This is a genomic window from Sediminibacillus dalangtanensis, from assembly GCF_017792025.1.
Taxonomy (GTDB): Bacteria; Bacillota; Bacilli; order Bacillales; family Amphibacillaceae; genus Sediminibacillus; species Sediminibacillus dalangtanensis.
Map to the genome: position 1 here is coordinate 417,481 of NZ_CP046956.1, position 22,455 is coordinate 439,935.

At 44.6% G+C, this 22,455-nt stretch carries 20 protein-coding genes; 19 read left to right on the plus strand and 1 reads right to left on the minus strand.

Going from position 1 to position 22,455, the window contains the following annotated elements:
- The first annotated feature begins 13 nt into the window (after positions 1-13).
- From ERJ70_RS02170 to rlmD, 19 genes are all read left to right on the plus strand, one after another.
- Positions 14-595, plus strand: coding sequence for a hypothetical protein (locus ERJ70_RS02170; RefSeq protein WP_209366836.1), 582 nt, complete (start codon positions 14-16; stop codon positions 593-595).
- Positions 595-1,026 (plus strand): NUDIX hydrolase, encoded by a 432-nt coding sequence (locus tag ERJ70_RS02175; RefSeq protein WP_209366838.1) that lies wholly within the window; start codon positions 595-597, stop codon positions 1,024-1,026. Before ERJ70_RS02170 ends, ERJ70_RS02175 begins: the two co-directional genes overlap by 1 nt.
- A gap of 18 nt (positions 1,027-1,044) precedes the next feature.
- Positions 1,045-1,458, plus strand: coding sequence for an RDD family protein (locus ERJ70_RS02180; RefSeq protein WP_209366840.1), 414 nt, complete (start codon positions 1,045-1,047; stop codon positions 1,456-1,458).
- Positions 1,459-1,587: 129 nt separating this feature from the next.
- On the plus strand, positions 1,588-2,031 hold the full coding sequence (locus tag ERJ70_RS02185) for an RrF2 family transcriptional regulator (protein WP_209366842.1): 444 nt from the start codon (positions 1,588-1,590) through the stop codon (positions 2,029-2,031).
- Positions 2,032-2,094: 63 nt separating this feature from the next.
- The gene (locus ERJ70_RS02190; RefSeq protein WP_209366844.1) at positions 2,095-2,994 is read left to right on the plus strand and encodes an NAD(P)/FAD-dependent oxidoreductase; all 900 of its coding nucleotides are present in this window, start codon (positions 2,095-2,097) and stop codon (positions 2,992-2,994) included.
- 40 nt (positions 2,995-3,034) lie between these two features.
- Positions 3,035-3,622: a class I SAM-dependent methyltransferase gene (locus ERJ70_RS02195; protein ID WP_209366846.1), complete on the plus strand. Its 588-nt coding sequence runs from the start codon at positions 3,035-3,037 to the stop codon at positions 3,620-3,622.
- A gap of 292 nt (positions 3,623-3,914) precedes the next feature.
- Positions 3,915-4,604 carry a heptaprenylglyceryl phosphate synthase gene (pcrB, locus tag ERJ70_RS02200; protein WP_209366848.1) on the plus strand — a complete coding sequence of 230 codons (690 nt, stop codon included), beginning with the start codon at positions 3,915-3,917 and terminating at the stop codon, positions 4,602-4,604.
- 26 nt (positions 4,605-4,630) lie between these two features.
- Positions 4,631-6,844 (plus strand): DNA helicase PcrA, encoded by a 2,214-nt coding sequence (pcrA, locus tag ERJ70_RS02205; protein WP_374099805.1) that lies wholly within the window; start codon positions 4,631-4,633, stop codon positions 6,842-6,844.
- Positions 6,845-6,859: 15 nt separating this feature from the next.
- Complete coding sequence (gene ligA / locus ERJ70_RS02210; RefSeq protein WP_209366852.1) at positions 6,860-8,863, plus strand: NAD-dependent DNA ligase LigA; 2,004 nt, start codon at positions 6,860-6,862, stop codon at positions 8,861-8,863.
- A 14-nt stretch (positions 8,864-8,877) separates the two neighbouring features.
- Positions 8,878-9,993, plus strand: coding sequence for a CamS family sex pheromone protein (locus tag ERJ70_RS02215; protein ID WP_209366854.1), 1,116 nt, complete (start codon positions 8,878-8,880; stop codon positions 9,991-9,993).
- Between the two features lie 119 nt (positions 9,994-10,112).
- A complete protein-coding gene (gene pruA, locus ERJ70_RS02220; protein ID WP_209366856.1) occupies positions 10,113-11,660 on the plus strand; it encodes an L-glutamate gamma-semialdehyde dehydrogenase in 1,548 nt (515 codons plus the stop codon).
- 245 nt (positions 11,661-11,905) lie between these two features.
- Entirely contained in the window at positions 11,906-13,171 is a 1,266-nt protein-coding gene (locus tag ERJ70_RS02225; protein WP_209366858.1) for a helix-turn-helix domain-containing protein, read from the plus strand.
- 13 nt (positions 13,172-13,184) lie between these two features.
- Positions 13,185-13,472 carry a hypothetical protein gene (locus ERJ70_RS02230; RefSeq protein ID WP_209366860.1) on the plus strand — a complete coding sequence of 96 codons (288 nt, stop codon included), beginning with the start codon at positions 13,185-13,187 and terminating at the stop codon, positions 13,470-13,472.
- Between the two features lie 552 nt (positions 13,473-14,024).
- Complete coding sequence (gene putP, locus ERJ70_RS02235; RefSeq protein WP_209366862.1) at positions 14,025-15,539, plus strand: sodium/proline symporter PutP; 1,515 nt, start codon at positions 14,025-14,027, stop codon at positions 15,537-15,539.
- Between the two features lie 391 nt (positions 15,540-15,930).
- Positions 15,931-16,221 (plus strand): Asp-tRNA(Asn)/Glu-tRNA(Gln) amidotransferase subunit GatC, encoded by a 291-nt coding sequence (gene gatC / locus ERJ70_RS02240; RefSeq protein ID WP_074600211.1) that lies wholly within the window; start codon positions 15,931-15,933, stop codon positions 16,219-16,221.
- Positions 16,222-16,236: 15 nt separating this feature from the next.
- Positions 16,237-17,706, plus strand: a complete 1,470-nt coding sequence (gene gatA, locus ERJ70_RS02245) for an Asp-tRNA(Asn)/Glu-tRNA(Gln) amidotransferase subunit GatA (protein ID WP_209366864.1) — start codon at positions 16,237-16,239, stop codon at positions 17,704-17,706.
- The gene (gene gatB / locus ERJ70_RS02250; protein ID WP_209366866.1) at positions 17,706-19,136 is read left to right on the plus strand and encodes an Asp-tRNA(Asn)/Glu-tRNA(Gln) amidotransferase subunit GatB; all 1,431 of its coding nucleotides are present in this window, start codon (positions 17,706-17,708) and stop codon (positions 19,134-19,136) included. The genes gatA and gatB overlap by 1 nt, the downstream gene beginning before the upstream one ends.
- Before the next feature lie 259 nt (positions 19,137-19,395).
- Complete coding sequence (locus ERJ70_RS02255; protein WP_209366868.1) at positions 19,396-20,331, plus strand: diacylglycerol kinase; 936 nt, start codon at positions 19,396-19,398, stop codon at positions 20,329-20,331.
- Positions 20,332-20,577: 246 nt separating this feature from the next.
- Positions 20,578-21,957, plus strand: a complete 1,380-nt coding sequence (rlmD, locus tag ERJ70_RS02260; protein ID WP_209366870.1) for a 23S rRNA (uracil(1939)-C(5))-methyltransferase RlmD — start codon at positions 20,578-20,580, stop codon at positions 21,955-21,957.
- A 150-nt stretch (positions 21,958-22,107) separates the two neighbouring features.
- On the opposite strand, the gene ERJ70_RS02265 is transcribed toward rlmD, so the two are convergent.
- On the minus strand, positions 22,108-22,449 hold the full coding sequence (locus ERJ70_RS02265) for a YolB family phage-derived protein (RefSeq protein ID WP_209366871.1): 342 nt from the start codon (positions 22,447-22,449) through the stop codon (positions 22,108-22,110).
- Positions 22,450-22,455 lie beyond the last annotated feature (6 nt).

The following is a 22,455-nucleotide window of genomic DNA, read 5'->3' on the forward strand; positions in this document are numbered from 1 at the left end:
TGGGGGAATTTATGTGACAAATATAACAAAAAGAATCATCGCCGGTGCGGTTGGTTTCATTATACTTTTTATCCTGACAATGACCTGGTTGTATCCTTATTCCATTTTCAGTCTCCATAAATCGTATGCGTACACACCAGACCCGGTTATGGTGGATGGATATCTCGAAGATGTAGAAGAGTTCAACGATATTTTTGAAAAAGACTTGGAAAAACTGGAGTCAGAAACACCGCTCGACATGACGGTGGAGAGAGCGCAGTATATACTTCCTTTATTCGAACAAGAATGGCTGGTTAGCAAGAACACGCACAAGATGAAGGAAGAAGATTTAGAAACGATGCTGTTTGAAGTGAGAAACACGAGGGAGACTTTGCTTAGCCTGGTTGAGCAAGGCGATTATTCAAAAGAACAAAGGGGATATTTAGTTCTCAGCATAGAAAGCTTGCTTTCATTAGAGGAATCGATTGTAGATTTCCAAAATAGCAGCTTCAGCTCCAGAAAAACGTTGAAAATTCAATTCCATAATCTTCACGTCGGTTTCATGAACAATTTTATGATGTTTAGTACCTTTTATGAAAGGAGCACAGAAATTTAATGAAAAAATGGATTGGTTCTGCAGGCATTTGTGTGAATCACCTTGGCGAATTGCTTATGGTTTTACAAGGAAAACCGGAAGAGGTTAAAAAATGGACAGTCCCGTCTGGAGGAGTAGAACAAAACGAAACCTTCGAAACATGCTGCATGAGGGAGATGGAGGAAGAGACTGGTAATCGGGTGGGGATAGGGGAGGAAATAAAGCTGAAAAGCTATAGGGATAAAACACTCGATATAGTTGTTGAAGTGCATTACTTTTTAGCTGATATTGTCGGCGGTGAGCGAAATATTCAAGATCCTGACCATTTGATTTATGATATTGCTTGGAAAAGTATCGATGAGTTAAAGGATTTAGAGCTATGCTTTCCGGAAGATCGAGACTTTTTGATAGATTGGGTGATGAGGTGCCAGAGAAAACATACGTCTCAATAAATAAGGGGGCTTACGAAAATGGAACGGGATACGGCCGGATTTGGTATCCGATTGCTTGCAAGGTTATTGGATGCTCTTATTCTTATCTTCTTTAGCGGCTTTTTATTGTATGTTTTAAAAGGAGGTTTTTCGATTGGCTCTATGAGCGGGGTAACCTGGCAACTAGTGTATACTTTTTATTTCACCGTTACACCGGTAGTATGGAGCGGTTATGTTATAGGCAAGCGTATTTGTAAAATCAAAGTGAAAAGGGTGGATGGGAAAAGGGTAACGGTATCCAATATGATATTGAGAGAAGTAGTCGGTTATTTTCTGCTGGGAATAATAACATTTGGCATCTCTACCCTTATCACTGCCGTGATGGTGCTTGTACTGAAAAACAACCGGGGGATTCACGATTTTGTCGGAGGCACCTATGTGACATATGCTTAACAGAAGAACATGTCCTCTGATAATCCGGAATGGTTCCATCCTGCGGAAATCTATTTGCTTTTTTATTCTATAAGGTTTAAACTAATTAAAGACATTAAGGGTCTTTAATATATGAAAGGAGGAGCGTACATGAAATATTCGAGAGCGACCAATTATGCCTTACACACAATGGTATATTTGATGTCGGCGCCGAGAGGGAAAACGGTTGGCGTAGATCAGTTGGCGAAGGCACAAGATTTGTCTCCGACATACTTGTCCAAAATCTTGACCAAACTGGTAAAAGCGGGATTGATTGAGTCGACTCCGGGTGTAAAAGGCGGCTACAGTATCGCAAGGAATTCCAGCGACATTTCTTTTTTGGATGTGATACAGGCAATTGAAGGGATGACAACGCTGTTCAGTTGTTCCATGGAACATCAAGAATCCCGTAATGGCGAATGTATGATTGAAAATGTGATGATCGATGCGGAAGAAAAATTGAGAGAAGAATTAGACAAAAAATATATAAGTGAAATCGCCAAACAAATGGAAGCCAAAAGAGAAGAGAAAAACAGGGTAAACCATTCCCATTAATTTTTTGTTTTAATTATAGATATTAAGAGTCTCTAATGTACTCGATTGAAGGAGGAAACAGATATGTTGTTAGATTGTGTAATTGTCGGAGGGGGACCGGCGGGTTTAAATGCATCGCTTGTCCTTGCCAGGGCAAAAAAGAATATTGTGCTGTTCGATGAAGACAAACCAAGAAATGCAGTCACGTATGAATCCCATGGTTTTATTACCAGAGACCGGATTAAACCATCGGAATTCAAACGCCTTGCCAGGGAAGATTTGAAGGAATACCCGAATCTTGAAATCCAGAATCAACGTGTGACCGATATTCAAAAAGTAGATGGAGCCTTCTTGGTCCATACAGGTGATGGCAATTGTTATCGATCCAGAAAGGTTATTCTGGCCACAGGGCTTACTGAAGTCTTGCCTGATATCGAAGGAATTCATGAATTTTACGGGACTAGTTTGTTCAGTTGTCCGTTTTGTGATGGGTGGGAATTAAGAGACCGTCCACTAGTCGTCGTAGCAGAAGATGGGCGTGCCATGCATGGTGTGAAATTGATAGCTAACTGGAGTAAAGACCTGGTGGTTTGTACGAATGGAAAAACTCCTTTCACAGCAGAACAGAAAGAATTGTTATCGAAGAAAAATATCCGGGTCATCGACAAGGAAATAGAAAGTTTTCAAGGTGACAAGGGCCAGTTGGAAAAAATCAGATTCAAGGAAGGGGAGGAACTGGAAAGGGAAGGAGGCTTTGTTGCGAGCGAGCTCAAGCAGGCATCCTCATTAATAGAAAGCGTAGGGTGTTCGTTGAACACAATGGGCGGAATAGAAACAGATGATTTTGGCCATACGGAGGTCGAAGGGGTGTATGCATGTGGGGATAATGCCCTCGTCGCTCCTGCCCAATTGGTTATCGCCGCAAGCGAGGGGAGTAGAACAGCGATTGGAGTAGTAGCTGATTTAGTGAACGAAGACTTTTAAAAACACACCAAGGTATTTAGTAAAGAGGAGGAAAAAATAGATGGAAAAACAGAAGAATGGCAATGAGTCGAGAAAGAAGGAACGGTTGGCGAGAAAAATGGAATTCCTCGATAATCCAGACAAAAGAGGCGATATACCGCCAGAACAATTATTGAGCATGATTGCGGTTAAACAGGGAGACACTTTTTTGGACTTAGGTGCCGGGACTGGTTATTTGACGATTCCTGCTGCTAAGGCATCTGGAGGAATGGTTTATGCATTGGATGTAGACTCAGATATGCTGGAAGTCATTGAATCCAAGGCGAAAAAACACAATTTGATGAATGTCCGGACGTTAAAAGGAAATATTGATGATTTACCATTGCCTGGCGATTCGGTAGATATTGCAATTGCTTCGCTGGTTCTCCATGAAGTCGATTCATTATCCCATTCCTTACAGCAAATCAGGCAAGTAATAAAACCTGAAGGGTATTTTGTTTGTGTCGAATTGGAAAAGCAGGAGGAAGACGGCCATCATCCTCGAATTGCCCATGAAGATATGGAACAGGAAATGATAAAGGAAGGTTTCCGTGTCATCAAGAAGCTGAAACCGACCGATAAGGTGTACATTCTCCTTGCGCAAAAATAGTCCCCTGTACAGGGAGAGAAAAATTAGGGAAACCGCTTGGAAACGACCCAAGCGGTTTTTTCTATCCTCCTGCCGGGGACTGACCCCCAACATGCTGCATTGGTAGCGCGACCTAGTGTTACCATGTTAGGGGTCAGTCCCCTTCACCTAAAAACTTCACGCTTTTTTCACTCTTTTCATTGATTGTTTTTTGGTATAATGATTAGATGGATATATATTAGAACCTCTGTGCAATCAGGGGCTTACTTTAGCAGCCGGGCCGTGGCCGGCTCCGGATGGAGGTAGTTGTTGAATGTATGATATGAAGCAATGGGAGCATGTTTTCAAGCTGGATCCCGATAAGGATATATCGGATGAAGCATTGGAGCGGATATGCGAATCGGGCACGGACGCAGTGATCGTCGGCGGCACCGACAACGTTACCTTGGATAACGTCCTGAATCTGTTGGGAAGGATTCGCCGTTTTACGGTTCCTGTCGTTCTAGAGGTTTCCAACTTGGAGGCAATCACCCCGGGCTTTGATTTTTACTATATACCAATGGTGCTCAACAGCCGTGACAAGAAATGGATGCTTGATCTGCAGCATCAGGCTGTAAAAGAATACGGTGAGGTCATCGACTGGAATGAAATGTTTGTCGAAGGATATTGTATTTTAAATGAGAAAGCCAAGGCTTTTCAGGTAACCGACAGCTTTATTCCGTCCGATGAAGATGTTGTTGCGTACGCGCAAATGGCAGAGAACATGTTCCGTTTGCCGATTTTTTATCTGGAGTACAGCGGTACGTATGGAGATCCCCAGCTGGTCGAAAAAGTTAGCAGGGAGCTTGATGAAACATTGCTATTTTACGGCGGAGGCGTGTCAGCGCCTGGACAAGCAGAGGAAATGAAACAATATGCAGACGTAGTCGTCGTCGGAAACAGTGTGTACGATGATCTGAAAAATGCATTGAAAACCGTTAAAGCAGTCAAGGGAAATAAATAAAGGTGGTGTCACATGTGAGTCGAACGATGGATGACTTGCTGAAAGGATTGAACGAGGAACAACGGAGAGCAGTAACCCATACGGAAGGACCGCTTTTGATTATGGCCGGAGCCGGAAGTGGAAAAACCCGTGCGCTTACCCACCGGATTGCCTATTTACTTGGAGAAAAAGAAGTTTCCCCGCGAAGCATTTTGGCAATCACCTTCACCAACAAAGCAGCGAGGGAAATGAAAGATAGAGTTTATCAGCTTGTGGGTCCAGATGGGGCTAATATTTGGGTATCGACCTTCCACTCGATGTGTGTACGGATACTGCGCAGAGATATCGACCGGATCGGCATCAACAGTAACTTTTCGATTCTCGACAGCAGCGACCAGCTGTCTGTTATCAAGCAAATTTTGAAAGACTTGAATATCGATCCGAAAAAATTTGAGCCGCGGGCGATGCTGGGCGCCATCAGTTCGGCGAAAAACGAGCTGATCACCCCGGATGAATACAGCAAAACGGTCGGAAGCTTTTATGAAAAACAAATCGCCGAAGTCTACGAGCGTTATCAGAAGACATTGAGAAAGAACCAGTCGCTTGATTTTGATGATTTGATCATGCAGACGATCAACTTGTTCGACCGTGTCCCGGAAGTACTGGAGTACTACCAACGTCGTTTTCAATACATCCATGTCGATGAGTACCAGGATACCAACCATGCGCAATATTACCTGGTAAAACAACTGGCAGACCGCTATCAGAATCTCTGTGTCGTCGGGGACTCCGACCAGTCGATCTATCGCTGGCGCGGTGCGGATATTCAAAACATCCTGTCTTTTGAAAAAGATTACCCGAACGCGAGAACGGTTATGCTCGAACAAAATTACCGTTCCACCAAATCGATTCTCGATGCGGCCAATACGGTCATCAAAAACAACTCCGGAAGAAAACCGAAAAATCTGTGGACGGAAAACAACGAAGGAAGCAAAATCCGTTATTATCAGGCAGCTACCGAACAGGATGAAGGATTGTTCGTTGCCGATAAAGTGGAAGAATTTATTTCTTCCGGTGATTATACGTACAAAGATATCGCAATTCTGTACCGGACCAATGCCCAATCCCGTTCCATCGAGGAAACGTTTGTCAAAGCGAACATCCCTTATCAAATCGTCGGCGGAACCAAGTTCTATGACAGGAAAGAAATCAAAGACATGCTCGCTTATCTGCGGTTGATTGCCAATCCGGATGATGACTTAAGCTTTGCGCGCGTAGTCAATGAACCGAAACGTGGTGTGGGGAAAACCTCTCTGGAAAAGCTGCAGGCTTATGCGGCCGAGCATGGAATCTCGTTGTACACAGCGGTCCAGGAAGTTGATTTCACCGGCGTGAGCGCCAAGGCGGCTAAATCGCTTGCCGAATTCGGTGCATTGATCCGCAATTGGACGAAACAACAGGAATTCCTGTCCGCCACCGATATGGTTGAACAGGTATTGAAAGGGACAGGCTATGAAGAGATGCTTAAGAATGAACGCAGTATTGAAGCACAGAGCCGCCTGGAAAACCTGGAGGAATTCAAAACGGTAACCAAGCATTTTGAAGAAAACAGCGAAGACAAAACCTTGATTGCCTTTCTGACAGATTTGGCATTGATCGCTGATATCGACAAGGTCGACGACGACCCGATGGGTGACAATAAAATCGTCCTTATGACACTGCATGCGGCAAAAGGACTTGAATTCCCAGTCGTATTCCTAATCGGCATGGAGGAAAACGTCTTTCCGCACAGCCGCTCGATCATGGATGACGAAGAGATGGAGGAAGAGCGCCGGCTTGCTTATGTAGGCATTACCCGGGCGGAAAAGCAGTTGTTCCTTACCCATGCAAAAATGCGGACACTATACGGCCGCACTAATATGAACCCAGTCAGTCGTTTCATCAATGAAATTCCGGAAGAGCTGATGGATGGCCTGGAAGAGGCCAAACAAGCACCGTTCGGCTTCGGGCCGACCCAATCGAAACCAGATCCGTTCGCGGCACCAAAACGGTCGGCGAAGAAAATCAATCGTCCGGCGACGACTGGCGGAGAAAGCATTGGCTGGCAGCCGGGCGATAAAGCCAATCACAAAAAATGGGGACAGGGAACGGTGGTCAAAGTCCATGGCGAGGGCGAAGCGATGGAACTGGATATCGCTTTTCCTGCACCGACAGGCATCAAGCGGCTTCTGGCAAAGTTCGCACCAATCACTAAAGAATAAATTGAGGTGTATGAAATGAATCTAGAACAAGCCAAAGCAAAAATCGAGGAACTACGAGACACACTAAACCAATACGGTTACGAATATTATGTGTTGGACAAACCGAGTGTGCCGGATGCCGAGTACGATAAACGGCTACACGAACTGCTTGAGCTGGAAGGCAAGTTTCCCGAATTGGTTACACCCGATTCGCCTTCCCAGCGTGTCGGTGGAGAACCGATTGATGAGTTCAAAAAAGTCCAGCACACTGTACCGATGCTCAGCCTGGCCAATGCCTTCAACGAAGAGGATCTCCGTGCCTTCGACCGCAGGGCTCGTGAAGGGGTAGGCGAAGCTGTCACCTACGTTTGTGAATTGAAAATCGACGGGCTGGCTGTATCGTTGAAATATGAAGATGGCAAGTTTGTTCAGGGGGCGACCCGTGGCAACGGAACCGTTGGAGAGGACATCACCACCAATCTTCGCACAATTGGCAGCATTCCGTTGAAAATAAGCCAGAAGGAACCAATCGAAGTCCGCGGAGAAGCATACATGCCACAAAAGTCTTTTCTCGCTTTAAATGAAGCGAAGGAACAGAATGGGGAAGAGCCGTTCGCCAACCCTCGCAATGCAGCAGCAGGCTCATTGAGACAGCTTGATCCGAGGATTGCAGCCAAACGTAATCTCAGTGTTTTTTTATACGGTGTCGGTCAGTGGGAAGCCGGTACATTGTCTTCCCATAGTGAACGACTAGAGTACATGCAGAAGCTCGGTTTGAAAACCAACCCTGAATGGCGCAAGTGTGAAAATATCGAGGAAGTAATCGAATTTGTCAACGAATGGGTCGAGAAGCGGGGCAGCCTTGACTATGATATTGACGGAATCGTGATCAAGGTGGACCGTCTGGATCATCAAGAGCAGCTCGGTTTCACTGCCAAAAGCCCACGTTGGGCGATCGCTTATAAGTTTCCTGCCGAGGAAGCGGTCACCAGGCTCTACGATATTGAACTAAGTGTCGGCCGAACCGGCGTAGTGACGCCGACCGCCCTTTTGGATCCTGTCAAGGTTGCCGGGACCACGGTTCAACGAGCTTCCTTGCACAATGAAGATTTGATCCGGGAAAAGGATATTCGAGTGGGCGACACCGTCGTGATAAAAAAAGCCGGTGACATCATCCCTGAGGTTGTCCGGGTAGTAGAAGAACAACGGACAGGCGAAGAAAAGGAATTCTATATGCCTGACCAATGTCCTGCCTGTGGAAGCGAGCTGGTCCGTCTTGAGGAAGAGGTAGCATTGCGCTGTATCAACCCTAACTGTCCCGCACAGTTGAAAGAAGGACTGATCCACTTCGTTTCCCGAAATGCCATGAATATTGACGGTTTGGGGGAAAAGGTGATCGAGCAGTTATTCGATGAAAACCTCGTGCACCATATTTCCGATATTTACAAGCTGGAACGCGATGAGCTGTTAAAGTTGGAGCGAATGGGCGAAAAATCCGTTGACAACTTGTTAAAGGCCATCGAAGTATCGAAGGAAAACTCTTTAGAACACCTTTTGTTCGGTCTCGGTATACGTTTTGTCGGAGCCAAGGCTGCAAGAACATTGGCAGAAGAATTTGAACAAATGGACAGACTGCAGGCCGCTGAGTATGAAGATTTGACTGCAGTTTATGAAATCGGCGATAAGATGGCTGATTCCGTTGTCCGTTATTTCCAAAAACCGCAAGTGAAGGAATTAATAGAAGAACTCAAGCAACTCGGATTGAACATGGAATATAAAGGCGTGAAAAAATCGGAGAAAACCGAGGATTCTATTTTTGCCGGCAAAACAATTGTATTGACCGGGAAGATGGAAACCTACTCCAGGCCGGAAGCAAAAGAAAAAATCGAGATGCTTGGTGGCAAGGTGACCGGAAGCGTCAGCAAGAAAACAGATCTACTGATTGCCGGAGAAGACGCGGGATCGAAGTATGATAAAGCAAAAGAGCTGGACATAGAAATATGGGACGAAGAACAATTGAAGAGAGCCTTGGAAGAGTAGGGGTGAGCAAAAAAATGAAAAGAAAAGCAGTCATTTGGTTATGTGTGCTCCTGGCGATGGCCGGGTGTGCACCTTCCTTTGACAACGATGAGGAAATCATCGAGGAAAACCAAGATGATACCAGCCAGGAAACGGCCATCATTCCCAGCTACAATGTGACCGAAGAAGAATACAAGGTGATTCTTCCCTACAAAGTCAGCAAAGCCCGCGGAGTGATCGTCGGTCAAATCGCCAACCGTCTCGATATCGGGGAATTGGAAGAAGGTTTGCGCAGGCATTCCAAACAATCCTTTGATCCGGATAAGTTTTATTTTCAAGAAGGGCAAAAAATCGATGAAGACACGGTCCTCACTTGGATCGATGAGTTGAATCCGGAAGACGAAGAAGATTGGGATGAAAAAGTGTACCGGAATAACCCAAGGTACTTATCCCACATTTTGGAACAGGACTACCTGCAAAAAACCGGAGAAAATACAGTCGAATTGGGCGGCATGTCAATCGGGATCGCCCTGAAATCGAACTACCGCTTCCAGACAGAACCCGGCGGCCCTTATTACTATGAGGACATCAGCGAAAAAGAGATGCTGCGTGAAGGGAAGAAAATAGCCCAGCAAATTCTGGAGCGTGTCAGAGGGATGGAGGATATGCCGGATGTTCCGATCATGATTGCACTGTATCGGGAAGAAGGGCGCAATGCTCTTGTTCCGGGTGAATTCGTAGCCAAGACATCCGTTTCTGCCAATTCCTCTTCCATTGGTGACTGGGAATCGATCGATGAAGAAAACGTGCTGTTTCCTTCCGACGATGCGAAAGAAAATTACTCCGAAGAAAGCGATCGGATGAAGACGTTTGAACAAGATGTAGCGGAATATTTCCCGAATTATACAGGGGTGATCGGTAAAGGTTTCTATATCGATGATGAATTGAAAAAACTGAGGATAGAAATTCCGATTGAATTCCAAGGAAAAGCGGAAGTGGTAGGTTTTACTCAATATGTCTATGGGTTGGCCATGGAAACCTTTGAAAATTATTATGACCTGGAAATTAATATCAAGTCCAACCAGCGGCAGGAAAGCCTGATCACAAGGGATGCGGGCGAGGATGAACCAGAAGTCCATATCTATCAGTAACCGTTACGAAAGCGTTTGAATTGCGCGACATTTTCGGTTAAAATGGGTAATGGTTGCGCCTGACAATCTAGTAAGCAAGTTCAGGCCAGAATGTTTGATAGAATAAGGAGGTCATGTTCATGGTAACACCTTACAAGCACGAACCTTTTACAGACTTTACGATTGAAGATAACCGTAAAGCGTTGGAAGCGGAACTAAAGAAAGCTGAAGAAAACTTTGGCAAAGAGTATCCGCTGATTATTGGTGGAGAGCGTATTACTACCGAGGAAAAAATCGTTTCTTACAATCCTGCGAATAAATCGGAAGTGATTGGGTATGTTTCAAAGGCCAATCAGGACCTTGCTGAAAAAGCAATGAAAGTAGCAGATGAAACGTTTGAATGGTGGAGGAAAACCAATCCGGAAATGCGTGCTGATATTTTGTTCCGCGCTGCAGCAATTGTGCGCAGACGCAAGCATGAATTTACTGCCCACCTCGTAAAAGAAGGCGGAAAACCATGGAAAGAAGCGGATGCCGACACGGCAGAAGCAATCGACTTCATGGAATATTACGGCCGTCAGATGCTTGATATGAAAAATGGCGTTGAAGTGAACAGCCGCGAAGTTGAGAACAACCGGCTGCACTATATCCCGCTCGGAGTGGGAATCACCATTTCTCCATGGAACTTCTTATTCGCGATCATGGCTGGAACAACTGTAGCCCCTATGGTAGCCGGCAACACTGTGTTGTTAAAGCCAGCAAGTACGACACCGATCATTGCATACAAGCTGATGGAAGTGCTGGAAGAAGCTGGTATACCTGCTGGTGTTGTAAACTTCGTTCCTGGAAGTGGTTCGGAAGTAGGAGACTATTTAGTCGACCATCCGCGTACTAGATTCATAAACTTCACTGGTTCACGTGAAGTCGGAACCCGGATTTATGAACGTGCAGCGGTTGTACAGCCGGGACAAAAATGGCTGAAACGCTCCATTATTGAAATGGGAGGAAAAGATACCATTATTGTCGACGACAATTCTGACCTTGAGCTTGCTGCCGATGCGATTACCTATTCCGCTTTCGGATTCTCAGGCCAAAAATGTTCGGCTTGTTCCCGTGTCGTAGCGCATGAGGAAATCTATGATGATCTTCTGGCGCGTGTAGTCGAGAAGACCAAGGAAGTGAATGTCCAGGACCCAACCCGTCACGATACGTACATGGGGCCAGTTATCGATGAGGCTGCATATAATAAGATTCTTGATTATATTGAAGTCGGCAAACAGGAAGGCAAGCTGATGGTCGGCGGAACAGGGGATAACTCCCAAGGGTGGTTCGTACACCCGACCGTGTTTGCTGATCTGGCACCTGATTCCAGGATTATGCAAGAAGAAATTTTCGGTCCGGTGGTCGGCTTTACAAAAGCAAAAGATTTTGACGAAGCAATCGAAATTGCCAACAATACCGAATATGGTTTGACCGGTGCAGTGATTACCAACAACCGGGAGCATATTGAGCAGGCTCGGGAAGATTTCCATGTTGGTAACCTGTATTTCAACCGAGGCTGTACTGCAGCAATCGTCGGTTATCATCCCTTCGGCGGCTTCAATATGTCGGGAACAGATTCAAAAGCCGGAGGACCAGACTATTTGTCCCATCTGATGCAGCCGAAAACAACTTCGGAAATGCTATAATATACCTTAGAAACCCATTCCTTTTACAATTAAAAGGAATGGGTTTCTTTATTTAGGAAAGTAGGAAAGTTTTTTACTGCTTAACCGCTACAAAAACCCCTCAACTTTCCCAATATGAATTTTTATGAAATGTGTTATGATGGAATTACAGGAAAAACCCATATTTATAGATTAGTCCAATAGGTCTAACGGTCATCTATAAACATAGGTTATTTACCCAAAAGGTACAAGGTGGTGGACAATCTATGGAAATTGGCCCTTTTATCAAACTGCATAGAATCAAACAAAACATGACACAGGAAGAGCTGGCAGAAGGAATTGTTTCCGAATCCTACTTATCCAAGATTGAAAATCGCCGAACAGAGCCAAGTGCAGATGTCATCAACATGCTGTGCACCAAGCTTGGAGTCGAAGTCAAAAGTGAAGAAGACACTTTGTTGAAAGAAAAGTGCCAGGAATGGTTTGATATGTTGTTCGAGGTCAACAGCAAGGAAGAAATCACTGAAAAGTATCAGGAATTACAGGAAACTATCGACAACAACTATTCCCACACTCAAGTTTTATTCGAAATCCATAAGATCCGTTACTACTTGATTATGGATGAAGTCAATTTAGCTTTGAAGCAGATTAACAACCTGAAAGAAGTTTCCAATACCTTTGATAACTACCAGCTGTATTTCTGGATGAAATTCAAGGGTAATTACAATTCCGTCATTGAAGAATTTGGTCAGGCGATCAGGCTATATAAAATGGCTGAAGAAAAGGCAAATCAAATTGACATTTCAGATGACGAAGCTGCTGATCTCAAGTACACCATGGCAGTCACATTTAGTAAATTGCGTAACACCTTAGAAGTGATTGATTATGCAAACAAAGCATTAGAAGCGTACAGTAAAAATTACAATTTCATTCGCTGTGCACAGTGTCATATTCTTCTAGGGATTTCTTATAGAAGGATTAGGATTTATGATAAAGCGATTAAAAATTATAATCTTGCCCAACATTTGGCTAAGTTAAATAAACATGACGAACTGATTCAACTTACCAATATTAATTTAGGACACTTATATGCAACTCGAGGGGAAACACAAAAATCCATAGCATGCTTCAAAGATGTATTAGAACAACAAGGTCATTTAAAAATGAAAGATAGACTGGTAGTCATTACCTCTTTGATGAGAGAATATTATCTTAGTCAAGAATATGAGAAATCTAGAGAAATGTTAAACCAAGGTTTAAAGTTGATGAAAGGTATAGATAAGGAGAGATTTAAGCTTTTTGATTATGAATTTGAAACATATACTCATGCTTTAAATAATGAAAATGAAAAATTCGAAAGAGTAGTCATTGATTCATTTATACCTTATTTGAAAAAACAAAAGGACTATGCATCTTTGATAATCTACACTAATATGGTTGGGAAGCATTTTGAAGACCAAAAAAAGTATAAGCTAGCAACAAAGTATTACAAGCTAGCCAATTATTCTTATGAACAATTAATAAAAATATAGGGAGGATGGAAAATTGAAAAAAAGTATCACTAAATTACTTTTAGCCATTCTATTTTTGAGTGGGGCTTATTTAATTGGAAATCAAGGCGAGTTCTTTTCTAAAGAAGCAGAGCCAAGTATTTTCTCTTATGAGTTATCTAAAGAAGCAGAACCAAGTATCTTCTCCTTTGAATTATCAAAAGAAGCGGAACCAAGTATCTTTTCTTTTGAGGTATCAAAAGAGGCCGAGCCGAGTATCTTCTCATTTGAATTATCGAAAGAAGCAGAACCAAGCATTTTTTCTCAAGACTTATTTTATTAATAAAGCAATTTTATATTGCTTTAATTATACTACTACCTACTAAACCTTACTTGCTCGGAATGGTGTCCAATAAACGCCGTTCCGGGTCTTTTTTTGTGTGAGTCATTTCTCAGGATAACACACAGGATGCAAATAACTTCTTTTTCAAATGATAAAACCAGAATAAACTGATAAATCGAAACGCTTTCAGTTAAAAATGTCCATTTAATTTTATTAATTTTAGTGAATAGATATTATCCTAACCACAAAATATAAACAAAAATCGGCAAAATGGTGCATAATCATTAATTGAAATGGAGTTTCGATAAATTTTATAATGTTCTGAAAACTAATGTATGATATAGTGAAGAAGTTGTGTCTGTATTTTCGCTTTTACCCTTCTCGCAATGATAAAAACGAAAATGCATACATAATGTATAAAGAAAAGGAGGAGAAAAAATGGAAGATTTTGCACTGACTGGTGCCACTTGGTTTTGGTTATTTGTACCTATGCCAATTTTGATCATCTTATCAATTATCACGTTATTCACGGAGAGGAGAGAATAAGAAAACATGGGAACAGCAACGTTAGTAACTTTTATTGTGTACCTGATCGGTATGCTGTTAATCGGAGTAATTTCATATCGTTTAACGAATGACTTATCAGATTACGTACTTGGGGGCAGAAGGCTCGGACCTGGAGTAGCCGCATTGAGTGCCGGTGCTTCGGATATGAGTAGTTGGCTGTTATTAGGCCTGCCGGGAGCTATTTATGCGACGGGACTGGCAGAAGGCTGGATGGCTGTTGGACTAGCAATCGGTGCCTATTTAAACTGGCAATTCGTTGCCAAGCGTTTACGGGTTTACACCGAAGTATCCAACAATTCCATCACGATTCCGGATTTCCTGGAAAACCGTTTCCGCGATTCATCCCACATATTGCGTGTGATTTCAGCAATTGTTATTTTAGTTTTCTTCACTTTTTACACATCATCCGGTATGGTAGGAGGCGCGAAGCTGTTTGAAGCATCGTTTGGACTATCCTACAGTCAAGCACTTTGGATCGGTGCAATTGTCATTGTGTCTTATACATTCCTTGGCGGATTCCTGGCAGTAAGCTGGACTGACTTTATCCAAGGGATTTTAATGTTCCTTGCACTGATAGTGGTACCGATTCGCGCCATCTTTGTAATCGGTGGCTGGGATGCTACCATTGACGCTGTCGGGCAAATCGAACCGAGCCATTTGAATATGGTAGCTGGTGTAGGAATCATCTCCATCCTTTCCTCATTTGCATGGGGGCTCGGTTACTTTGGCCAGCCACACATCATCACACGTTTTATGGCACTTCGTTCACCGAAGGACGTACCGATGGCTAAGTTTATTGGTACGACCTGGATGATTCTCGGTTTGTATGGAGCGGTGTTCACTGGTCTTGCTGGACTAGCGTTTATCAACACGCAGGATGTTGGCATGTTGTCGCAATTCGGTATTGAAGTGACCAGTGAAAATGGCGTGCAGATGCTGGCTGACTCGGAAAAAATATTCATTGCATTTTCGCAAATCTTGTTCGACCCGATTATCGCCGGTATCCTGTTGGCGGCAATTCTTTCTGCGATCATGAGTACAATCGACTCACAGCTGCTTGTTTCTTCTTCCGCAGTAGCAGAAGACTTTTACAAAGCGATCCTACGCAAGAATGCCAGCGAGCGTGAACTGGTATGGGTTGGCCGTGCAGCAGTTATTGCGATTGCCTTGATTGCAACATTTGTTGCTTCCAATCCGGATAGTTCTGTATTGGAACTGGTTAGTTATGCATGGGCAGGATTCGGTGCAGCGTTCGGTCCGATTATCTTACTTTCCTTGTTCTGGAAAGGAATCACCAGAAACGGTGCCCTTGCTGGTATTATCGTTGGTGCGGTTACCGTGGTTATCTGGGGAGACTTCTTAGAGGGCGGCATTTTCGATTTGTACGAAATTGTCCCTGGCTTCTTGCTTAACTTGATTGTCGCGGTTCTGGTTAGTATGACCGGTAGACCGCATCCAGAGGCAGAAGCAGAGTTCGATGAAGCGAAATCTCAATATTAATAAAGCACAGGAGTCCTTCCGATGGGAAGGGCTCTTTTTCTTACTGTATAGGAAATTATAAAATGCGCCACGCCAAGGCCGTTCTTAAGCTTGTTGGAGGCCCAACGATGTGGGTCATGCAGGCGTTGCCACAGGACGTGGTTTAGCCTGTACTCCTTTAAACAGGCGCTTGCGCTTTTGTCCTTGAAAGGGATTAGGACCATTCCGTTTCAGCATGCTGCCGAAACATGGTAAAATAGCAGGTGGTGGACTGTTGTACAAGTTGCCAATGGTCCGGTGTTTTTGCTATTATCATAAATATTGCTTCTATTCGTAACAGGTAGCTTATCAAACCGTGAAACAACGGAGAACCTTTTTTTATAAACGAATAAAACAAGCGGAGGTGACTGAGATGTCCAACATCTCGAAGGAACAAGTAAGACATGTGGCCCATCTGGCCCGGCTGGCAATAAGTGATGAAGAAGTCGAAAAAATGACGAAGCAATTGGATGATATTATTCATTACGCTGAAAGCCTCAATGAATTGAATACCGAAGATGTAGAACCGACTACACACGTACTGGACTTGAAAAATGTCATGCGCAAGGACGAGCCTAGAAAGTGGATCGAGAAAGAAGATGCATTGAAAAATGCACCGGACAAACAGGATGGGCAGTTCCGTGTCCCATCAATACTTGAATAGGGAGGCTTACAAAGCATGTCGCTTTTTGATTATACGTTAAAACAATTACAGGACAAGCTACATAATAAAGAAATCACCGTCAGCGATTTGGTTGCCGAATCATTCAACCGTATCAACGCTGTCGATGATCAAGTCAAAGCGTTTTTGACATTGGATGAAGAAAAGGCGAAAGCCAGGGCGGAAGAGCTCGATCAGCAGCAAGGAGACGCTCTCTCCTTATTATACGGCCTGCCGATCGGCATAAAAGACAACATTGTGACCAAAGGTCTGCGCACGACGTGTGCCAGTCAGTTCCTCGATAATTTTACCGATCCATTGTACGACGCTACAGTCGTCGAGAAACTCCAGAAAGAGAATACGGTTACCATTGGAAAATTGAATATGGACGAATTTGCCATGGGATCATCCAATGAAAATTCGAGCTACTTCACTACACGCAATCCTTGGAACACCGATTATGTACCAGGAGGCTCGAGCGGTGGTTCTGCAGCAGCGGTTGCCGCCAAAGAAGTATTTTTCTCCCTTGGTTCTGATACAGGCGGCTCGATTCGTCAGCCGGCTGCCTTTTGTGGTGTTGTCGGATCGAAACCGACTTATGGACTTGTATCCCGGTTTGGCTTAGTGGCATTTGCCTCTTCGCTGGATCAAATAGGCCCGATTACCCGCACGGTGGAAGACAATGCCCACCTATTGCAGGCAATAGTAGGACATGACCCGATGGATGCTACATCCGTTGATATCGACATTCCGAACTATGCTGAAACCCTTGATCAGGGAGTAAAAGGATTAAAAATAGCCGTGCCTTCTGAATATTTATCTGAAGGTGTCAATCCGGAAGTGAAGCAAGCAGTACTCGATGCTTTGAAAGTATATGAAGATTTAGGTGCTACATGGGAAGAAGTTTCCCTCCCGCATTCACGCTATGCAGTGGCCGCCTACTACTTGTTGTCATCTTCTGAAGCGTCCGCCAACCTGGCTCGCTTTGACGGTGTCCGCTACGGCGTCCGTTCCCAGCAGGCGGATAATATGATGGATATGTTCAAACGTTCCCGCAGCGAAGGCTTCGGAGATGAAGTGAAGCGCAGGATTATGCTTGGAACATTCGCATTGAGTTCCGGTTACTATGATGCTTATTATAAAAAGGCACAGAAAGTCCGGACGCTGATCAAAAATGATTTTGAAAAAGTTTTCGAGAATTACGATGTGATTGTTGGGCCGACGACGCCTACTCCTGCTTTTAAAGTCGGCGAAATTATCGATGATCCGCTAACCATGTACACAAATGATATTTTGACGATTCCAGTCAACCTTGCCGGGGTTCCGGGAATGTCCGTACCGTGTGGATTTTCCAGCGATGGGTTGCCGATCGGCTTGCAAATCATCGGCAAGCACTTTGATGAAGCGACCATGCTGCGGACCGCTTATGCATTCGAGCAGGCAACCGACCACCATAAAAAACAGCCTGAATTGGGAGGTGCCAACTAATGAATTTTGAAACGATTATCGGTTTGGAAGTCCACGTCGAGTTGAAAACCGATTCGAAAATATTCAGCCCAAGCTTCAATCACTTCGGTGCTGATCCGAACAGCAATGTCAATCCGATTGATTTAGGATATCCAGGGGTACTGCCGGTCCTTAACGAGGAGGCAGTGAACTTCGCGATGAAAGCGGCTATGGCACTGAATTGTGAAATTGCCACTGATACTAAATTCGACCGGAAAAACTATTTCTATCCGGATAATCCGAAAGCCTACCAAATCTCCCAGTTTGACCAGCCGATAGGCGAACATGGCTGGATCGAAATCGAGGTGGACGGTCAGAAGAAAAAAATCGGGATTACCCGTCTTCACCTGGAGGAAGATGCCGGCAAGTTGACGCATAGTGACGATGGTTATTCGCTTGTCGATTACAATCGTCAGGGTACTCCATTGATCGAAATCGTCTCGGAGCCGGACTTGCGTTCACCGGAAGAGGCATATGCTTACTTGGAAAAACTGAAAAACATCATTCAATATACCGGTGTTTCGGACTGTAAAATGGAAGAAGGCTCACTGCGCTGTGACGCCAACTTATCCATCCGTCCGATCGGACAGGAAGCGTTCGGGACGAAAACCGAATTGAAAAACCTGAACTCCTTCTCGTTTGTTCAAAAAGGGCTGGAATTTGAAGAAAAGCGCCAGCAGAAAGTGCTGCTTTCCGGTGGAGAAATTTTACAGGAAACAAGGCGCTATGATGAACAGACAAAAGAAACCATCTTAATGCGGGTAAAAGAAGGATCGGATGATTATCGTTACTTCCCTGAGCCTGATTTAGTACCTCTTTTTATCGACGAGGCTTGGAAGGAACGCGTCCGTTCGGAGATTCCCGAATTGCCGGATGCCCGCAAACAGCGTTATATCCATGAACTCGAGCTGCCTGCTTATGATGCCATGGTATTGACCAGTACCAAGGAGATGTCCGATTTCTTTGAAGAGACCATTCAACAGGGAGCGGATATCAAACAAGCTTCTAACTGGTTGATGGGAGAGGTGTCTGCCTACATGAACAAGCAGCAGGTTGAGCTGCATGATCTTGCTTTGACACCTGCAGGACTCGCGAAAATGATCAAGCTGATCGAAGATGGAACGATTTCTTCGAAAATTGCCAAGAAGGTCTTCGCCGAGCTGGTGGAAAAAGGCGGCGATCCAGAACAGATCGTCAAGGAAAAAGGACTCGTGCAAATTTCCGACGAAGGCCAGCTGAAAGAAATCGTGACTGGCATTCTTGATGAAAATGGGCAGTCGATCATCGATTATAAGAACGGTAAAGACCGCGCGCTCGGTTTCTTGGTCGGCCAGGTGATGAAAGCTACCAAAGGTCAGGCGAATCCGCCAATGGTCAACAAGATTCTGAAAGAAGAAATGGACAAGCGCTAATACTGCGAGATGGGGGATTGCTTCTAATGGGAAGCAATCCTCTTTTTTCCTGAAAAGTTGAAAGGCAGGCGTTCCTGGCATCCAGACAAGCTTGATTAATATTCCCGCTTTAAATCAGTGGAAAAAGCTTTTCAAACCGGCGGAAAAGGGCTATGATGGAAGATGGACTAGCAAACGGTGCTTGTCTTTGTTTTTTTTCAATAGGGCGGTCTGGCTTTAACAGATGCCTGCAATGATAGATGGAACAGGGGGAGACCTTATGAAAAGGGCCCGTATTATTTACAATCCAACATCTGGTCGAGAAGCCTTTAAAAAAGAACTTCCCGGCGTTTTACAATCGCTGGAACAAGCAGGGTACGAAGCATCGGCTCATGCCACTACGTGTGCGGGGGATGCCACCAAAGCAGCCCAGACAGCTGTGGATCGAAGATTCGACATCGTAATTGCAGCTGGGGGAGACGGGACAATCAACGAAGTAATCAACGGCATCGCCGGCAATGATTTTCGTCCGAAACTCGGTATTATTCCGGTCGGTACCACCAATGATTTAGCGCGTGCGTTGCACATTCCGCGTAATATTCATAAAGCAGTGGACGTTATCCTGGCAGATCGGGTGAAAGCACTCGATATTGGCCAGGTAAATGACCAGTACTTCATGAATATTGCCGGTGGCGGAAAACTGACAGAGCTCTCCTACGAAGTACCGAGCAAGCTTAAGACAGTGCTGGGTCAACTTGCTTATTACTTAAAAGGGATAGAAATGCTGCCGTCTTTGCGGCCGACTAAAGTAACCATCGAGTATGACGGAAAAATTTTCGAGGATGAAATCATGTTGTTTTTAGTGGCGAATACCAATTCGGTTGGCGGCTTTGAAAAACTGGCCCCTGGCGCAACGATGGATGATGGCATGTTCGATTTGCTGATACTGAAAAAAGCCAACATTGCCGAGTTTATCCGCATTGCCACGCTGGCACTGCGAGGCGCCCATTTGGAAGACGCGCTGCTTTTCCATGCCCGGGCCAACCGGATCAAGGTGCATACGGAAGAGAAGATGCAACTGAATGTCGACGGGGAATATGGAGGCAATTTGCCGGGAGAATTCGTCAACCTCTACCGTCATATTGAATATTTTGTCCCGGAAAGCTTCATTGAAAAAGAAGAGGCCAAGAAGGCGGCTAGACTGGAAAATTCTTAATAATGAGACGCACGGCATTCCCGCCTGTGCGTCTTTTGTTACCTTTCGGGCATTTGACTATTAGGAGAAATCGCCTTTATAAAAAATGCTTCACGGAAGATGTAAACAGATGGAAAAGGATATGTCGAAAAGGCAAATATTTCCCGGGAAATTACCGGAAATGTCAGTTTGTGAATAGATATTTCCTTTCCGTCCCTATATGTGGTAAACTTTTGTCAGCAATTGACAAGAAGGACGATGATAGTTATGGCTAAACAAAAGCCGCCTGTAAAAAAGAATCAGACGATCGAGCTTTCGTTCCAGGATCTGACCCATGAAGGGGCCGGTGTCGGAAAAGTGGAAGGTTACCCACTGTTTGTTCCGTATGCACTTCCCGGAGAAACGGCAAAAGTGAAAGTTGTCAAAGTGAATAAAAACTTCGGATTCGGTAAGTTGTTGGATATAAAAGAAGTTAGCCCAGAGCGAGTGGAGCCGCCTTGTGACGTGTATGTCCAGTGTGGTGGCTGTCAACTGCAGCATATGAGTTACTCGCTGCAACTGAAAATGAAACAAAATCAAGTGAAGAATGCCATGCGTAAAATCGCTCACCTGGAGGATGTACCGGTTCATCCGGTGCTGGGAATGGAAGATCCTTGGCGCTATCGGAATAAGGTGCAGATTCCTGTCGGAGAACGCGACGGAGAATTGATCACTGGCTTTTACCAAAAGCGCAGCCACAAAATCATTGAAGGCATGGACCGCTGCGTCATTCAGGACGAAGTCAATGACCGGATGGTGGAAGTCGTCCGTCGTATGGCCGACCGACTGGGAATCTCCGCATACGATGAGGAACACGATAAAGGAGTCCTTCGCCATATCATGGTACGGACTGGACAAGAAACCGGCGAGACGATGATCGTGTTGATCACCAGGACAGAAGAGCTCCCCCATCAGGAAGAGTTGGTCAAGGAGATTCATGAGACCTATCCGCACGTCAAATCCATTGTGCATAACGTCAACAAAAAGAAGACCAATGTCATCTTTGGAAAAGATACCAAGGTATTGTGGGGGAATGAGTACATTTATGATAATATCGGTGATATTAAATTCGCTATCTCCGCACGATCCTTTTATCAAGTGAACCCGCCGCAAACGAAACGGCTGTATGATACGGCCTTGGAATATGCGGCATTGACCGGAGGAGAGACTGTCGTTGACGCTTATTGTGGAATCGGCACAATTTCGCTGTTTTTAGCTCAGCAGGCGAAAAAGGTGTATGGGGTGGAAATCGTCCAGGAAGCCATCGCGGATGCTAAGAAAAACGCCAAACTGAACCATATCGAGAATACGGAGTTCTACGTCGGGGAAGCAGAAAAAGTCATGCCGTGGTGGACAGCGCAAGGGCTGCGCCCGGATGTCATCGTCGTCGATCCGCCGCGGAAAGGCTGTGACGAGGATTTGCTTGAAGCTATGATCACCATGAAACCGGAGCGGATCGTCTACGTATCCTGCAATCCATCCACCCTTGCAAGAGACCTGCGAATTTTGGAAGACGGCGGCTATGAAACCAAACAGGTTCAGCCAGTCGACATGTTCCCGCAAACAGGACATATTGAAGCAGTGGCGGAGATTCGCTTAAAAAAATAATTATGCAAATAGAACCTGATTTCGTTAAAATAATTCTTTTGCGAAATCAGGGGCGTTTTATTTCCAAGGAAAAACGTTATTTAGGTGAAATAAAAAGAAGACAGCCTTCTCCTAAAAAGGAAAAGGCTGTTTTGTAAATTATCCCTGGTATCAGGCTTTTTGGTCAAACTTATTGATTAGCGTATTATCTTCATCCACCAATCCTAAGGCGAACGCTTTTTCCATGATACCTTTTACTTCCTGCGTGCGTTTTGGATTATCTGTGTAATTCATTTGTGTTTCTAAAGCACTCCGGTGAAAATTGGACATTTCTCTCGCATTCTTTTGATTCACAACTTTTTCTTCGTCCAGAAGTTCCTGAAACTTAGAAAAAGAGAGATCTTCCTGTTGTTCCGTCATACTTGTACCATCCCTTAATTGGTTTCGCAAATGTGCAGAAACCGTAAGGCGGCTGTAAGCGGCGAATTGTGTATTATCGGGGGTGATTCTCATATCTTA

What these genes read in the sequence shown, in the direction of transcription:
- ERJ70_RS02175 (WP_209366838.1), top strand. Translation starts at nt 595, where the DNA reads ATGAAAAAATGGATTGGTTCTGCAGGCATTTGTGTGAATCACCTTGGC.
- ERJ70_RS02180 (WP_209366840.1), top strand. Translation starts at nt 1,045, where the DNA reads ATGGAACGGGATACGGCCGGATTTGGTATCCGATTGCTTGCAAGGTTA.
- ERJ70_RS02185 (WP_209366842.1), top strand. Translation starts at nt 1,588, where the DNA reads ATGAAATATTCGAGAGCGACCAATTATGCCTTACACACAATGGTATAT.
- ERJ70_RS02190 (WP_209366844.1), top strand. Translation starts at nt 2,095, where the DNA reads ATGTTGTTAGATTGTGTAATTGTCGGAGGGGGACCGGCGGGTTTAAAT.
- ERJ70_RS02195 (WP_209366846.1), top strand. Translation starts at nt 3,035, where the DNA reads ATGGAAAAACAGAAGAATGGCAATGAGTCGAGAAAGAAGGAACGGTTG.
- pcrB (WP_209366848.1), top strand. Translation starts at nt 3,915, where the DNA reads ATGTATGATATGAAGCAATGGGAGCATGTTTTCAAGCTGGATCCCGAT.
- pcrA (WP_374099805.1), top strand. Translation starts at nt 4,631, where the DNA reads ATGGATGACTTGCTGAAAGGATTGAACGAGGAACAACGGAGAGCAGTA.
- ligA (WP_209366852.1), top strand. Translation starts at nt 6,860, where the DNA reads ATGAATCTAGAACAAGCCAAAGCAAAAATCGAGGAACTACGAGACACA.
- ERJ70_RS02215 (WP_209366854.1), top strand. Translation starts at nt 8,878, where the DNA reads ATGAAAAGAAAAGCAGTCATTTGGTTATGTGTGCTCCTGGCGATGGCC.
- pruA (WP_209366856.1), top strand. Translation starts at nt 10,113, where the DNA reads ATGGTAACACCTTACAAGCACGAACCTTTTACAGACTTTACGATTGAA.
- ERJ70_RS02225 (WP_209366858.1), top strand. Translation starts at nt 11,906, where the DNA reads ATGGAAATTGGCCCTTTTATCAAACTGCATAGAATCAAACAAAACATG.
- putP (WP_209366862.1), top strand. Translation starts at nt 14,025, where the DNA reads ATGGGAACAGCAACGTTAGTAACTTTTATTGTGTACCTGATCGGTATG.
- gatC (WP_074600211.1), top strand. Translation starts at nt 15,931, where the DNA reads ATGTCCAACATCTCGAAGGAACAAGTAAGACATGTGGCCCATCTGGCC.
- gatA (WP_209366864.1), top strand. Translation starts at nt 16,237, where the DNA reads ATGTCGCTTTTTGATTATACGTTAAAACAATTACAGGACAAGCTACAT.
- gatB (WP_209366866.1), top strand. Translation starts at nt 17,706, where the DNA reads ATGAATTTTGAAACGATTATCGGTTTGGAAGTCCACGTCGAGTTGAAA.
- ERJ70_RS02255 (WP_209366868.1), top strand. Translation starts at nt 19,396, where the DNA reads ATGAAAAGGGCCCGTATTATTTACAATCCAACATCTGGTCGAGAAGCC.
- rlmD (WP_209366870.1), top strand. Translation starts at nt 20,578, where the DNA reads ATGGCTAAACAAAAGCCGCCTGTAAAAAAGAATCAGACGATCGAGCTT.
- ERJ70_RS02265 (WP_209366871.1), bottom strand. Translation starts at nt 22,449, where the DNA reads ATGAGAATCACCCCCGATAATACACAATTCGCCGCTTACAGCCGCCTT.